Origin of the sequence: Agromyces binzhouensis, from assembly GCF_004135055.1 — a bacterium.
Classification (GTDB): domain Bacteria; phylum Actinomycetota; class Actinomycetes; order Actinomycetales; family Microbacteriaceae; genus Agromyces; species Agromyces binzhouensis.
In genome coordinates this window covers 1-14,629 of sequence record NZ_SDPL01000031.1, presented here as the reverse complement: position 1 = coordinate 14,629, position 14,629 = coordinate 1, and the positions used below count along the sequence as shown (strand labels likewise).

At 72.5% G+C, this 14,629-nt stretch carries 13 protein-coding genes; 3 read left to right on the top strand and 10 right to left on the bottom strand.

Translation table 11 applies throughout. From position 1 onward, the window contains the following. Positions 1-73: 73 nt before the first annotated feature. From ESO86_RS03500 to ESO86_RS03490, 3 genes are read right to left on the bottom strand one after another with little or no spacing between them, the layout of a single operon-like run. On the bottom strand, positions 74-979 hold the full coding sequence (locus ESO86_RS03500; protein ID WP_129233503.1) for a polysaccharide pyruvyl transferase family protein: 906 nt from the start codon (positions 977-979) through the stop codon (positions 74-76). Next, positions 976-2,199 (bottom strand): glycosyltransferase family 4 protein, encoded by a 1,224-nt coding sequence (locus ESO86_RS03495; RefSeq protein ID WP_129233502.1) that lies wholly within the window; start codon positions 2,197-2,199, stop codon positions 976-978. The genes ESO86_RS03500 and ESO86_RS03495 overlap by 4 nt, the downstream gene beginning before the upstream one ends. 3 nt (positions 2,200-2,202) lie before the next feature. Beyond that, positions 2,203-3,726, bottom strand: a complete 1,524-nt coding sequence (locus ESO86_RS03490) for a tyrosine-protein kinase domain-containing protein (protein WP_165307281.1) — start codon at positions 3,724-3,726, stop codon at positions 2,203-2,205. Positions 3,727-3,795: 69 nt separating this feature from the next. Here ESO86_RS03490 and ESO86_RS03485 point away from each other — a divergent pair, with 69 nt between their 5' ends. Then, positions 3,796-4,941 carry a hypothetical protein gene (locus tag ESO86_RS03485; RefSeq protein WP_129233500.1) on the top strand — a complete coding sequence of 382 codons (1,146 nt, stop codon included), beginning with the start codon at positions 3,796-3,798 and terminating at the stop codon, positions 4,939-4,941. Here ESO86_RS03485 and ESO86_RS03480 read toward each other — a convergent pair. Continuing rightward, positions 4,938-6,311: an O-antigen ligase family protein gene (locus ESO86_RS03480; protein ID WP_129233499.1), complete on the bottom strand. Its 1,374-nt coding sequence runs from the start codon at positions 6,309-6,311 to the stop codon at positions 4,938-4,940. The genes ESO86_RS03485 and ESO86_RS03480 overlap by 4 nt on opposite strands. Before the next feature lie 78 nt (positions 6,312-6,389). Here ESO86_RS03480 and ESO86_RS03475 point away from each other — a divergent pair, with 78 nt between their 5' ends. After that, complete coding sequence (locus ESO86_RS03475) at positions 6,390-7,385, top strand: glycosyltransferase family 2 protein (RefSeq protein WP_165307278.1); 996 nt, start codon at positions 6,390-6,392, stop codon at positions 7,383-7,385. 29 nt (positions 7,386-7,414) lie between these two features. Here the strand turns inward: ESO86_RS03475 and ESO86_RS03470 are convergent, their stop codons facing one another. Beyond that, complete coding sequence (locus ESO86_RS03470) at positions 7,415-8,290, bottom strand: hypothetical protein (protein ID WP_129233497.1); 876 nt, start codon at positions 8,288-8,290, stop codon at positions 7,415-7,417. Further along, a complete protein-coding gene (locus ESO86_RS03465; RefSeq protein ID WP_129233496.1) occupies positions 8,287-9,285 on the bottom strand; it encodes a glycosyltransferase family 2 protein in 999 nt (332 codons plus the stop codon). The genes ESO86_RS03470 and ESO86_RS03465 overlap by 4 nt, the downstream gene beginning before the upstream one ends. Positions 9,286-9,383: 98 nt before the next feature. Between ESO86_RS03465 and ESO86_RS03460 the strand changes: the two genes are divergently transcribed. After that, positions 9,384-10,400, top strand: a complete 1,017-nt coding sequence (locus ESO86_RS03460; protein ID WP_129233495.1) for a hypothetical protein — start codon at positions 9,384-9,386, stop codon at positions 10,398-10,400. 34 nt (positions 10,401-10,434) lie between these two features. On the opposite strand, the gene ESO86_RS03455 is transcribed toward ESO86_RS03460, so the two are convergent. The 4 genes from ESO86_RS03455 to ESO86_RS03440 all read right to left on the bottom strand — a co-directional run bounded on the left by ESO86_RS03455 (position 10,435) and on the right by ESO86_RS03440 (position 14,556). Then, positions 10,435-12,246: an ABC transporter ATP-binding protein gene (locus ESO86_RS03455; protein ID WP_129233494.1), complete on the bottom strand. Its 1,812-nt coding sequence runs from the start codon at positions 12,244-12,246 to the stop codon at positions 10,435-10,437. 98 nt (positions 12,247-12,344) lie between these two features. After that, the gene (locus ESO86_RS03450) at positions 12,345-12,611 is read right to left on the bottom strand and encodes a PqqD family protein (protein WP_129233493.1); all 267 of its coding nucleotides are present in this window, start codon (positions 12,609-12,611) and stop codon (positions 12,345-12,347) included. Further along, on the bottom strand, positions 12,611-13,477 hold the full coding sequence (locus tag ESO86_RS03445) for a nucleotidyltransferase family protein (RefSeq protein WP_165307276.1): 867 nt from the start codon (positions 13,475-13,477) through the stop codon (positions 12,611-12,613). Before ESO86_RS03445 ends, ESO86_RS03450 begins: the two co-directional genes overlap by 1 nt. Positions 13,478-13,488: 11 nt before the next feature. Then, complete coding sequence (locus tag ESO86_RS03440; protein ID WP_165307274.1) at positions 13,489-14,556, bottom strand: glycosyltransferase; 1,068 nt, start codon at positions 14,554-14,556, stop codon at positions 13,489-13,491. Positions 14,557-14,629: the final 73 nt, after the last annotated feature.

Here is a 14,629-nt window from a genome sequence, read left to right as displayed (position 1 = left end):
GCCGAGGCCCACGCCCGGGTCTGGACGAAGCTCGCGTGACGTCGGGCCGGCCGGCCCGAGCGCGTCGGGTCGCCTAGCCGCGGCCGGCGAGCACGCCGAACGCGCCGACCGGGTAGCGCGGCAATCCCGGGACGACGTCGCCCAGCCGCGCGATCGATCGCTCGAGATCGTCGCAGGCTCGCTCGACGGTCTCCCGCGGAGCGACGTCGGCAGCATCCAGCATGCCCCTCAGTCCGAGCGCCGCGTCGAACGGCGTGAACCGGCTCCGCCCCGGGGTGACGACCGACTCGTAGTCGTGGAACTTGAACGGGCCCCCGCTCAGCGGCGGGTCGAGCATCGTCCACGTCGCCGGGATCCCGTACGCATCCGCCGTGACGAGTCCGTGCAGCGACGTCGTCACGACCGCGTCGGCCGCCGCGATCTCGCGGACCACCCGCGCCGCCGACTGGTGCACGTTCACGACGCGCACGCGGAGCCCCGCGGCATCCGCCATCGACATGAACGGCTCGTGCCCGCGGTGGTGTCCGTGCGGGACGAGCGCGACGTCCCACCGCACGCGCGGGCGTGGTGCCCGCCGGGCGACGAGGAGGCCGGGGTCGCCGAGCGCGACGTCGTCCGGTGCTCCGATGAGGTCGCGAGTCAGGTGCCCGCGCACGGCGAGGATCTCCGCCCGTGGCAGCGGGTGCGGGCGTCCGTACATCAGACCGCTGCCCCACACCGCGCCCGCGTAGTCCTCGGGCAGGAACTCGAGGATGCTGCCGACCCCGGACAGCCGCGCACGACCCGCGACCCGATGCACCGGCGCGATGCCGTAGGCGGGCAGCAGCCACGGCGTCAGGTCGTCGCCGAAGTTCGGGTGCCCGTCCCACCACGTCGCCGGCACGACGACCCCGCCGCGCCACATCGCCCGATGCGTCGATGCGGCAGCGAGCCTGCGCACCTGGCGTGCACGCCGACGCACGGGGTTCGTGTACGTCACCGCTCGACCCCTCCCGCGACACGAGCGCCGTCTCCGCTCGTGCCGGAGACCGCCTCGTATCGCTCTTCGTACGCCCGAGCCACGCGCGCCCACGTGAACTCGGCCACCCGCAGCCGCCCCGCTGCCACCAGGTCGGCGCGAAGTCGCTCGTCGCCGACGACGGCGACGATCGCCGCGCGCAGGGCCGCGCCGTCGAGCGGATCGACGAGGACGCCGTCCACCCCGTCCCTTACGAAGCCGCCCGCGCCGCCGCGGTCGGTCATGACGAGGGGCGCGCCGCTCCGCCACGCCTCGAGGGCGACGATGCCGAACGCCTCGATTCGGCTCGGCACGACGACGGAGACCGCGCCGGCCATCGCGTCCGCGACCGCAGCCGGATCGAGGCGGCCCGCGAACTCCACGCGATCCGCGAGTCCGAGCTCGGCGACGAGAGCCCGGAGGCGCTCCAGCTCGGGACCGTCACCCACGATCACGAGCCGCACTCCCGCATCGGCTCCGAGGCCCGCCATGGCCTCGACGAGCAGGTCGAACCCCTTCACCCGCCCGAGCCTGCCGACGGCGAGCAGGTAGCGCCCGGCGAACGGACTGCGATCGGCATCGCCGACCAGCGACAGGTCGACCCCGTTCGGGACGACGTCGCCGCCGGAGAGGCCGTGGTCGCGTCGGAGCTCGTCGAGGACGAACGTCGACGGGGCCGTCACTGCCGCTGCACGGCGGAGTGCGCGACGCAAGGCGGTCCTGAGCACCGCGGACCGCTCGAACACGGCGTTGTCGTCGGCGACCGTCTCGCCGTGCGAGGTGACCGCCAACGGCAGGCGGAGACGTCGGCTGAGCGCCAGGGCGTAGACGCCGTTCGGTCCGAAGCAGTGCACGTGGATCACGTCGGGCCGGAACTCCCGACTCGCCCGTCGCCAACGTCGCCACGCGTCGGGGAGCGCGCGCACGAACCGTGCGACGCCGCCGAGGGACCCCGTCGGCAGGGGCGTCGGGAGATAGCGCACGGTGGTGCCCTCGACCAGGCGGACCACCGGGCCGGTGCCGCGATCGACGGACCACACCTCGACCGCCCAGCCGTCGGACCGCAGCTCGTGCGCGACCTGGCGGACGTGCTCCTCGACGCCTCCGACGTGGGGCGCGAACGACGAGCTGACGAGGGCGATGCGCGGGCGGCCCTCGACGGATGCCGCGCCGAGCGTCCCGTGCGACTGGGTTCCGGCCACGCGTCAGTCGCGCGAACCGCGCTCGTTCGCCGGCGGCTCGGTCACGAGCTCGGCGTCCTTCGCGGCGCGCTTGCGCCCACGCCGCTTCGAGTCCGGCTTCCCGGTCTCGGGCGAGGCCTCGGTCGTCCCCTCGGAACCGGAGGAGGTGTAGTCGCGCCGGTACTCGTACGAGTAGGTCGCGGCATCCGCTCCCCGGATCGGCGCCTTGTTCAGGACGATGCCGAGCGCTCGACCCCGCGCCTTGCGGAGGGTGTCCAGTGCCTTCTCGAGGAGGTCGTACGTGGTCTTGCCGAGCGTGACGACGACGAGCGCGCCGTCGGCCTGGTGGGCCAGCACGGCGCCGTCGGTGACGGGCAGGAGCGGCGGAGCGTCGATGATCACGGTCGCGTGCTTCGTCAGGTCGGCGATGAGGGTGTGCATGCGCTCGGAGCCGAGCACCTCGCTGGGGTTCGGGGGCACGCTGCCCGCGGCGAGCACGAGGAGGTTGTTCGACTTCGGCGTGCGCTGGAGCACCTCGGAGAGCGCCGCGCGACCGGCGAGGACATCGCTGAGACCGGCGCCGCTCGGCAGCCCCATCGTCTTCGCGACCATCGAGCGTCGCAGGTCGCCGTCGACGAGGACCACCGTCGATCCCGCCGCTGCCAGCGTGAGGGCGAGGTTGCAGGCGATCGTGGACTTGCCGTCTCCGGGGAGCGGGCTCGTCACCACGATCGTCTTCGGCGGATGGTCGACGTCCATGAACTGCAGGTTGGTGCGCAGCGAGCGGAGCGCCTCCGAGACGGCGAACGTGCCCGTCCGCCCGGTGCGGTTCGCCGCCGAGGTGTCGACGAGACGCTCACCCGAGTCGAACCCGGCGACCCACGGGATGGTGCCGACCACCGCGACGCCGGTCTTGGACTCGGTGTCCTCGGCGTTCCTGATGCGCCGGTCCGCGGCGGTTCGGATCATCGCGAACGCGATGCCGAAGCCCAGGCCGAGCACGCCTCCGACGATCAGCGCGGTCTGGACGTCGGGAAAAGCGGGGCTCGTGGGCAGCGATGCCGACTCTCGCGTGACGACCTGGACGGGCGCCGCGCCGGTCGGGCTGCTCTCGACCTCGACCTCCTCGACGACCGAGCCGAGCGAGATCAGCCACGCCTCCGCCAGTTCTCGCGCGCCCTCGGCCGTCGGCGCCTGTGCGGTGACGCTGAGGATGACGGTGCCAGTGGGGTTCTCGACGGTGACGCGCTGGATCAGCGCCTCGGGCGTGGTCGACAGGTCGAGGTCGTCGATGACGCCCTGCGCGACATCGGTCCAGCCGGCCATGACCAGGTAGGAGGGCACCCGCGAGCGCGCCACGCTGTCACCGAGCGAGACGTTGGACACGTCGCCGACACCGGTGGACTGCACGATCCCGCTCGTGCTCGCCACGTAGACCGGCGTCTGGAGCACCGTCCAGCCGTAGCCCGCGCCCACGCCGACGAGGGTCAGGAGCAGGATTGCCACCCAATGCCGGCGCAGCCCGCGGAGGTAGTCGCGCAGTTCCATGGACACCTCCGGGTCGTGCCATCGTCCCATCCGCGGTGCGGTGGACCATGAGCGAGTAGGGTCCATGGTATGTCAACCGCTTTCGACGTGCGTGTCCTCGACTCCGTGGTACGCGTGGACTTCGACGCCTCCGTGCCCGCCGAACTCCGCGAGCGCATCCGCGGCCACTGGGTCGACCTCGTCGAGGACGGCGCCGAACCGACGGTCACGCTGACCGCCAACCTCGGCAACGGCCGGCACTCGTCCGACCCGCAGCACCGCATCATCTCTGCGCCGTCGGCGGAGCAGCTCGCCGCCCGGATCGTCTCCGAGGCGACGCTCGCCGGCATCGCGGGGCTGAGCGGCTCGGCCCTCATGCTGCATGCCGGAGGCGTCGCGCTCGACGACGGTCGCGTCATCGCACTCGTCGGCCCCTCCGGCCGGGGCAAGACGACGGCCTCCCGCGCACTCGGGCGGCACTACGGCTACGTGACCGACGAGACGCTCGCCGTCTACCCGGGCGGCGACGTCGTGCCGTACCGGAAGCCGTTGTCCATCGGCACGGATCCCGACTCCAAGACCCCGCATCCGGCCTCCTCGGAGGGTCTCCGCGGCCTGCCCGACGCACCGCTCGTGCTCGACGCCATCGTCGTGCTCGACCGTCGCGACGGCATCGCGGAGCCGTACGTCGAGACGATCCCGGTGCTCGAGTCGCTCGAGGCTCTGGTCCCGCAGACGAGCTTCCTCTCGTCGCTCCGGAACCCGTTGCGCACGCTCGTCTCGACGATCCTGTCGACGGGCGGCGTGCGCCGCGTCGTGTACTCCGAGGCAGAGACGCTCGGCGAGCTGGTCGACGAGATCCTCTCGACACGGACCGACGAGTCGCCCCATCTGGTCGACGTGGGCGTGTCGACGAACGACTGCGACTGCGGCGCCAAGCTCGGAGAGGAGGAGGTGGTCGTCGAGGCCGCCCCCGGAACGCTCTATCGGCGGAGCGAGTACCGCGACGCACTGAGCGTCGACGATGCGCTCGTCGTGTTCCGCCAGAACCTGGTGACCGTGCTCGACGGGCTCGGACCGGTCCTGTGGTTCTCCGCCGCCGACAGCACGGCGGCCGAGATCACCGACGCGGCGCTGAAGGAGATGCCCGAGCCGCCCCCGGGCGTCGACCCGGCGGCGATCATCGAGGCGACCCTCGACGAACTCGTGACGGCCAACCTGCTCGTCCGCGCCTAGCGGACCCCCCTGGAGGCCGGGCCGGCCAGGGCCCGCCCAGGTGGTGCGAGCGCCTCCACGTCGGCACGACGTTCCTCTCTGGCCATCGCGCCGAGGCAGACGCCGGCGATCACGAACGGGATCGAGACCTGCGCGGCGACCCAGAACAGGTCGAACTGCGCCTGGACGAGCCGGGAGAACACGACGGCCACCGCGAGGGTGCCGAAGCGGGGGTCGATGTGCCAGAGCACGAGCAGGATTCCGACCCACATCACCGCGAAGGCGGCGAGCCCGACGAGGCCGGCACTCGCCAGCACCTCGAGTTCGCCCTGAGGCGGCTGGTAGGGGAGGTTCCCCGGCTGGTACCAGTACCTGAGGCCGTGCCCGAAGATGGGTGACTCGCGCCAGAAGTGGTAGACCTCGCGGAACCAGTCCAGCCGCTGGAACACCGAGTTGTGCTGGTTCTGCGACTGGACCTGCTCGACCACCATCGAGACGATCAGCCAGGCCGCCGGGATGAGCAGCAGGAGGATCAGGATCCGCGAGCGGCGCGACGTGCTGCGGCGGATCACGGCCACCATCACCGCGGCCATCAGCCCGATGAGCGCCTGACGCGACTGCGACGCCACCGTGCCGGCGACGAGCATCCAGAACGCGAGTCGCGACCAGCCCTTCGTCCAGCCCACCCAGTCCGGATTCAGGTACGCGATCACCGCCGCGAAGGCGAAGACCGTGCCGACGAAGTTCTTGTGCATCGAGATGGGCCACGAGGGCGCCGCCGGACCGAAGTTCCCGACCGTGTACTGGCTTGCGGCCTGCACGAGCGTGATGAAGGCCAGCACGCAGGCGGTGAACACGATCATCGACAGGGCGAGACGGCCGTACCCGGCCGCCCCGAGCGCCCAGCCGACGATGAGCGCGCCCGAGACGAGGAGCCACGCGTGGAACCACTCGAAGGTGTTGGCGAGGTACGGATTCACCAGCACCGTGAAGAGCGTCGCGAACTGGTAGAGGAGGTTGAGCATGAGCAGCCGGCGCAGGGGCGTGCTGTAGGGCCGTTGACCGAGCAGGAGTGCGGTGCCGAACGCCGCGGCGAGCGCGGCGTCCGACACGGAGAGGTCGCCGCCGCCGATCCCGATGCGCTGCGGGATCAGGAGCCCGGGCACGGCGAACAGCGCGATGGCGAGCGGCTTCGACCCGGTGAGCGACGCTGCCACGATGAACGCCGCGAGGACGACCGCCATGACCGCCCCACCGCTGGCCCCGCGGTCGAGCAGCAGGTAGATGACCGCGACCGCGCCGAACGCCATCAGCACCCAGCGCCAGACACCGGACCACCACTCGACGACCCGCAGGTGCCGGATCGCCCGGCGCTCGCTCGTCGAACTCATGGCCCCGGTCCTTCAGTGAGATTCGCTCCAGTATCGCAGGTGCCCGCGGCGGCGGAACCCACGGCTACGATGACACGCGTGCCAGACGATCGCGGAGCGGGACGCCCCCGAGTCACGTTCGCCCTCGTCATCCCGACCCATCGGCGACCCGACCTCGTGACCCAGGCGGTCGACAGCGCCCTCCGGCAGACGCGTCCGTTCGACCGGGTGGTCGTCGTGCCCGACGGCCTGGACGATCCCGCGATCGCCGTGCTGCGCGGCCGACCCGTCGAAGTCGCACCGATCGAGAAGGCCGGCGTCGCCGCGGCGCGGAACGCCGGGCTCTCCCGAGTGGAGACCGACTGGGTCTGCTTCCTCGACGACGACGACCTGCTCGACCCCGGCTACCTCGACCGCGTCGAAGCCGAGGCCGCGACCGGAACGCTGGCCATGAACACCGCCTACTGGAGCTTCGCGGCGGTGGCGGGCCCCGGCGACGAGTTCTCCGCACGCACGCTCGACGAGTGCCTCGCGGCGGCTCGTACCGCCGAGCCGAGGAAGGACCTCTCCTACCTGCAGATCGAGGGTCGCAGCTTCGACCTGCTCCTCGAGCGCATGCGCGGCTCGATGAGCACCACCGCAGTCCGGCGCGACGTCATCGTCGAAGCGGGCGGGTTCCCGCACGGCTTCGTCACCGCGCAGGACTGGGTCATGTACGTGAACGTCGCGCGCCTCACCGAATGGCGCTCGCTGCCCGAGCGGCTCGCGTACTTCCGCGACGACGCTCGGTCGATCACCCGGACCGGCTCACCGCTGAAGGGCCTCACGGCGCTTCGCGCCATCCGCTCGTTCTGGCAGCCGAGCACCTTGCCCACCCCGCCGCACCGGCCGCTCGAGGCGTACTCGCCGTACTACCGACACGTGCTGGAGTGGGCCCTCCGCGCCTGCTGGCGGGCGCGCGACCTCCGCGCCTATCGCGAGGCGTTGACGATCGCGCGAGACATCCTCCCCCGCCGGCGCGATCGGGTCGTCGCGATGCTCCCGCGATCGGCTCGGCGCATCGGACGCCGCATCGGCGGTCGGCGCCGCGGCTGACCACGCGGCGAGTCGGTCTCGGCGAGGCGTCAGGGCCGGGAGCCCGAGAGCCGCGGCACGGCCACCAGCCGGTAGCGGTCCCACCACCTGCGGGTCACGGGCGCCGCTGCCGTGGTCAGCAACGGGTGCTTCGCCCGCCAGCGCCAGCGGGCGAGGTCCCGGTCCCAATCGCGGTTCGCCGCGTAGCCCGAGACGTCGCGCTTCTCGCGCATCTGCTCCTCGGTCCGCACCCAGCTCAGGTGCAGGACCGCATGGGCGGCCGGAATCACGGCGTCGACCCGCGTGTTGCGAGGGTGGGCCGGATCGGTGTTGCGAGGTGCGACGTCGACGCGATGGTGGAGGACGCCGCGAGCCTGCCTCGCCACGGTGAGCGCGGTCCCGGCCCGCACGGCGACCGGGCCCGGGTAGGCCGCCTGCGTGGTCCAGAACCGTCCGCACTGCTCGAGGAAGCGGCCGTCCTCCGTCATCGCGTAGAGGTTCCTGAGCGGGAAGTCGAGTGCACCCGCGCCGCGCGCGTCGGCGGCCGCCAGCTGGTCGAGCAGGACTCCGGGCGCCGGCAGCACCTCGTCGGTGTCGAGCTGCAGCACCCAGTCCGCCCCTTCGGAGGCCGCATCGAGCGCCGCCTGGCGCTGGGCGGTCTCGGTCGCCATCAGCGATCGATCCACCGCGACATGGTCGCCCGGAAGCAGCACGACCTTGCCCTCCGGGTCCAGCGCGCTGATGCGGCGGAGGGACTCCTCCACGGAGAGCGGGTGGCCGGACCACGATCGATGGGACCGGTCGTAGGACACGACGATCCGCTCGACGAGCGGATAGTAGGAACCGAGGCTCTCGGCGATCCACGCCGGATCGCCGGCGAGCACGTAGGCGTTCAGCCGCATCGCCGGCCGGGCCGCCCGCGTCATCGGCCGCCTTCCCCGCGGGTCCGTTCCGGATGCGAGGCGCTGACGCCGTCGCCGAGCGCCGCGCGCAACTCACGACCGAGTGCGTCCTCGCGACGCGGGGGCAGCGGGCGCGGCTTCGCCTGGCGCAACGCCGCCCCGGTGCCCCATGCCACCCCGACGATCGTCACGCCGAGTCGCTTCGCCTTCGCCGAGATCCCTCGGCTCCGGCCCACCGCGGCGAACTGGCCGCCGACCCACTTCCGGAGCAGCGGCGAACCGAGTCCGCCGTCGCGGGCGAGGAGGACCATGTGGTTCCGACGCCCGTAGAGCTTGTAGCGGGTGTCGAAGCGCGCGCCGCGCACGTGCGGGGCGGGCAGGTGGTCGACGGCGGCATCGGGCGCGAACACCGCGCGTCGCCCGAGCGCACGCACCCTGAGGAAGATGTCGGTGTCCTCGCGGAGCGCGGTGCCGGGGTAGTCGTCGCGGAAGCCGCCGAGCTCGGCCAGCAGCGAGCGCCGGAAGGACATGTTCGCGCCGATACCGTGGTCGATGTCGACCAATCCGTCCTGCACGGACGCGAATCCGTCCGTGAGTCGACCGTCGGGCAGCAGCCGTCCGACCGGGAGCGCGTAGTGCTCCTCGCCGTCGTGGCCGTTGCACGTGCGGCCCGCCACCGCGGCGACCGAGGGGTCGGCGAAGGCGGCCAGGAGCGCCGACTCCCACCCCGGGCGGAGGACGACGTCGTCGTCGAGGAACGTCACGATCTCACCCCGCGCGTGACGCAGCGCCTCGTTCCGCGATCGGGTCATCCACCCGGCGAGGTGCGGCGCGTGCACGTAGATCGCGCTCGCCCGGATCGACCGGACCAGTCCGCTGCGGTCCTCAGCGGAGGCATCGACCACGATCACCTGCGCATCTGCGTCGAGGCCCGCCTCGAGCGAGCGCAGGCAGCGCTCGAGGAACGCCGGACGCTCGTACGTGACGATGCACACGCTGAGCTTCGGTCCGTCGCCCATGCTCTCCCGTCTCGGCTCGGTGATCGGGGCGATTCTATCCACGCCGACGCGGTCGCGGGGCGGGGCGTCGCCGACCTGCCCGGTCCTAGGCTGGCCGCATGGCTCGGAATCCGGACTCGCGAGGGGTCGTCGACCGACCGATCCGCACGGTGTACGTCGTCCTCACCCACGACGACTGGGGCCAGGCCGAGCGCCTCGTGCGCGCCATCCGCTCGTCGAGCCCCGAGGCGCACGTCATCGTCGCGCATGACGCCCGGACGACCCGATTCCCGTCCGAGGTCGACGACGCCCGCGTCGAGGTCTTCGAGCACGGGCTCGCCACCGATTGGGGATCCTGGGAACTGGTCGAGGCCACGCTGCTCGCGTTCGGCCGTGCCCGCGACCTGGTGGATCCGGATCTCGTCTGCCTCGTCTCGGGCCGCGACTACCCGATCCGACGGCTCGACGAATGGGAGGCCGAGGCGGTCGCCACCGGCGGTTGGATCGGCGACGCGCGGGAACTCCGGTACACCCCGCACTGGGGACGGCGCCGCGGCGAGGGCGACGACCAGCTCACCCGGTACACGTACCGCTGGTTCCGCTCACCCGCCGCCATGGCAGGGCTACGGCCGGGCGACGGAGCGGCGAACCGCCTCTGGCGGCGCATCAGGGGCGCGGTCGCCCTCCGCCTCGAACCCGTGCTCGGGGTGCGCATCGTGACGCGCGGGCGAGGCCTCCACTACGGCATCCGACGGCTCCGCACCCCGTTCTCCGCCGAACGCCCCTGCTTCGGCGGGAGCCAGTGGATCGCGCTCGGCCGCCGGGAACTCGACCGCCTGCTCGACGAGGACCTCGCGCCGGGATCGCCGCTGCGCCGTCTCTACCGGCACTCGGTGATCCCCGACGAGTCGGCGCTCGTGACCGCCCTGTCGTGGCACGCGCCGCCGAACGGCATGCCGCCGGTCACGCAGGTGACGTGGGATGTCGAGGCGGACCGCCCGACGACCCGCACGCTCGACGACCTCGACGTGCTCCGGGCGTCGGGATCCCCCTTCTGCAGGAAGGTCGATCCGCGGCGGAGCGCCACGCTCATGGACGCCCTGGACCGCTCCATCCGGGCGACCCCGACCGCCTGAACGGCCCCCGGCCGCCGACCCGACGCCCGCTGGGTCAGTCGAGCTCGCCGAGCTCGACGAGCCTCGCGAAGTCCGCGTTCTGCGCTCGGACCTCGTCGAAGGTGCCCTCGGACTCGATGCGTCCGTCGGCGAGGAAGACGAGGGTGTCCGCATGGCGGACGGTCGAGAGCCGGTGCGCGACGATCAGGATCGTGAGGCTGCCCTGCAGCCGAGCGAGCGTCGTCGCGATCTCGTGCTCGGTCAGGTTGTCGAGCGCCGACGTCGCCTCGTCGAGCACGAGGACGCTCGGGCGACGGTACAGTGCCCGCGCGAGGCCGATGCGCTGCCGCTGGCCGCCCGACAGCCGGACCCCGCGCTCGCCCACGACCGTGTCGAGGCCCTGCGGGAGGGCGGCCACGAGCGCGTCCAGCTGCGCCATGACCATGACCTCGTGGATCCTCGCGAGGTCGACCTCGTCGTCCGGGACGCCGAAGGCGATGTTCGCCGTCAGGGTGTCGTTCAGCAGGAAGACGTCCTGCGGCACGACGCCGAGCTCGGCGTACCACGAGGCCAGGTCGTCGCGGATCGAACGGCCGCCGACCTCGACCGCCCCCTCGGTGGGCGTGAGCAGTCCGAGCACGAGGTCGAGCAGCGTGCTCTTGCCCGCCCCGCTGGAGCCGACGAAGGCGGTGGTCTCGTTGTGCCGGATCCGAAGGGACACCTCGCGGAGCACGAAGTCCTCGGCGTCGGCGTATCGGAACCCGAGGTCGCGCAGCTGGATGTCGCCCTCGAAGCGCTCCCGGCTGTGGGGCCGCTCGTCGTGCCGTCCTCCGGCGTCGAGCTCGGCGACCGCGCGCGAGACGATGTCAAGTCCGGCGCGACCGGTGCGGATCGTCGCGAAGCTGCCCGAGATGCGGTTCAGCGTCGGAAGCGCGCGCAGCGACGCCGCGGCGAACACGCCGAGCACCGTGACCGCCTCGGCGGGCGTCGAGGTCGTGAAGAGGATGGCGGAGATGCCGAGGATCGCGAAGATGAAGCCGATCTCGAGGAGGTACCGCGGTGCGTCGGAGAGGATGCCCATCTCGCGCGACGCACGTGCCCGGCGCAGCCGCGACTCGCGGAACCCGTCGATGAACGCGTTCGAGCTTCCGGTCAGCCTCGCCTCGCGGAAGCCGTCGAGGCCGGGCAGCAGGAACTGCCACGATGCGAGGCCGGCGGCGGCGATCTCCTCGCCGATGCGGTACTGGCGGCGACGAAGGCTCATCTGCACGCCGAACACCAGGACCGCGAACAGCGTGACCGCGAACAGCGTGACGGCCGGCGACGCGATCGCGAGCACGATGGTGATCGCGACCAGCACGAGGGCGTCCGTCGCGATGCTCACGAGGCCCAGCAGGACGCTCGCCGACTGGTTCGTCGCGTCGTTGATGTTCCGGTAGATCTCGCTCATGCGGCGGGCGCGGTGCTCGGCGTACGGCGCGAGCGCGTAGCGGCGAGCGAGCTCGGCCGAGGAGAGCGCGGAGATCTTCGTCGTGCGGCCGAGCAACCACCACCGGAACAGGATCGCGCCGATGCTCTTCACGATGAAGACGGCCGCGACGAACATCGCCACGATCGGGATGAGCACCGACCGGTCGGTCGTGCCGACGAGGTCGGAGATCCAGCCGAGGGTGCCCGAATCGAGGTCTCCGCCCGTGGCGAGCTGGGTGAGCGGCACCATGGCCGCGACGCCGAGCGTGTCGAGGGCTGCGAGGACCAGGGAGGCCGCCACCGTGCCCGCGAGCCACCGCCTGGGATCGACGTCCGCCATGTGCAGCATCAGGCGCAGCTGTGCGATCAGGCCGCCTCCGACCCGGGCTCGTGCCATCCTGCGCCTCCACGGCCTCCGCCCGGAGCTCCCGGTCGGGCGGGCCTCCCGGAATCATAGCCGCGGCCGCGCGGGCCACGGTGCGGCGGCGGTCGTGGTCAGCCCGCGCGCGGCACGAGCAGCCCCCGGTCGACGAGGTCGCCGACGAAGCGCTCCACCTCGGAGCGGATGTCACCCGGGTCGGCTCCCGTCAGCTCGGCGACGCGGTCGACGACCGGCGCGTCCGAGTCCTCGCAGGCCACCTCCCAGATGAGCCCCGAGATGCCGTCGAGCACGAGGATCGGCCCCGAGGGCAGGGTCGCGGCGTAGAGCACGTCCTCGTGCTCCACGACGCTCGTCGCGTCGGCCGGCCGATACCCGCCCATCAGCGCACCACCCGCCTGGGCCCCACGCGGCGCCAGGCGCTCCTGATGCCCTCGAACACCGCCACGAGCGGTCGGCGGACGAACTCGACGGCGATGTCGAACGGGGTCGGCTTCCGCCCGAGGCGGTGCGCCAGGTGGTCGACGTTCACGAGCGGAGCGCGCAGCGCGATGCGGACGCCGGCCCAGGTCGTCGGCGCGGAACGGATGCGCGCCCACCACTCGGCCGATCGCGATCCGCCTTCGGAGACGACCTTCCAGAGCCGGTACTCCCGGTCCGTCCGGAACCGGTCGAGCCCGCCGGCGGCCGCGGCGAACGCGACCTCCGCGTGCAGTCGCTCCACGAGTCCGTCGATCTCCGCTCGGCGGTCCGGGTCTGCACGCTCCCAGACCGTGATCACGTCGGCTCGGGCGCCCTTCGCGGAGCGCGCGGCGTTCAGCACGAGGATCACCGCCTGTGCGGGCCGGCTGGGCACCTGGCACGCGACGCCGGCGATGTCGAACGCGTGGCGGCCGGACCAGAGCAGCTCGAACGCCTGGTCGGGTCGCAGTCGGATCCCCGGGAAGCGTCGGTGGATGTCGACGTACCCCCATGCGGGGTGGAGGTACGTCTGCGCATGGCCGAACGGCGAACCGTGCTGGAAGGTGCTGTACAGCTCCCAACCCTGCTCGCGAAGTGCCGCATCGATCGCGTCGACGTGGTCGGGGCGGACGAGCACGTCGACGTCGCTGCCCAGGTACCCCTCGGGGCGCAACTCCGGGTCGACGGCGGCGCCCTTGATGTGGAGCAGGTCGATACCCGCGGACGCGGCGACACGCTGCACCGCGGCATGCCCGAAGCGCAGGCGCACCTGCAGTGGCACGCTCACCTGCGATTCATTCACGCCCGCCCCACCGCCTCCTCGATCAGGCTAGCGAGCCGCGCGACGTGCGCGTCGCGCCGGAACGCGCGTCCCCAATCACGGACGCCGGCGGGGTCCACCCCGCGGGCCGTCCGGATCGCGTCGGCGAGGTCGTCGACGGTGGCGGATGCCGCGAGCGCGCCGCTCACTCCGGGGCTGACGGTCTCGAGGTACCCGCCCGCCGCGACGGTCGCCGCCGGCGTGCCCTCGAGCGCCGCCTCCAGGATCGTCAGGCCGAAGTCCTCCCGGCCCGCGCCGATCACGACCGCGGCGTTCCGGTACACCCAGCACAGCTCGGCGTCGGTCGCGCGGCCCAGGCCGTGCACGCCCTCGGCCGGGTCGTCGAGCGATTCCGAGCCCGAGCCGACGACGGCGATCTCGAGCCCGGCGGCTCGCGCGGCCTCGACCGCCAGCGACACGTTCTTGTAACCGCGGTCGCGCGCGACGACCACCGCGAAGTCGCGTGGGAGCTCGCGACCGGGCGCCACCGCCTCGTCGGCGACCGGCTCCACGGGCGGGTGCACGACGATCGACTCGAGTCCGTACGCTTCCCGGATGCGCTCGCGCGTGACCTCGGAGTTCGCGACGATCGCGGTCGCCCGCGCCATCGCCTCGGCGTCGCCGCGACGCAGGATCGGCGTGCTCACCGCGAGGCCCGCTCGTCGCACGGCGCTCAGCCGAAGCCGGTAGTCGTCGGCCGCGTAGAGCCATCGGGCGGGGCTGTGCACGTAGACGACATGCGGCATCTCGTAGTGGAACCGGTGCGCCCACCCGCTCGACGACACGAGGGCGACGTCGCCGCCCGCCACCCGCGTCCGCGCCGCGATGGCCGGCAGCGCCGGCAGCATCCGCTCGACCTGGCCCGACATCGCGGCCGGGATGGAGGCCTCGACGTCCATCGCGGCGAACGCGGCGAACGTCGATTCGGGCCGGTACGCGAGCGTGACCACGCGCTGCGCGTCGAAGCCGGCAGCCCATTCCGCCACGACGCGCTCGGCGCCGCCGACCTGCACGAGGTAGTCGTGCGCGAGCACCAGTTTCGTCACGCGCCACCCCCTCGCCGCCGGAACGCACGCGCGGTGCGACGCGCCGCGCCGCGCACGCCCCGGCGGACGGATG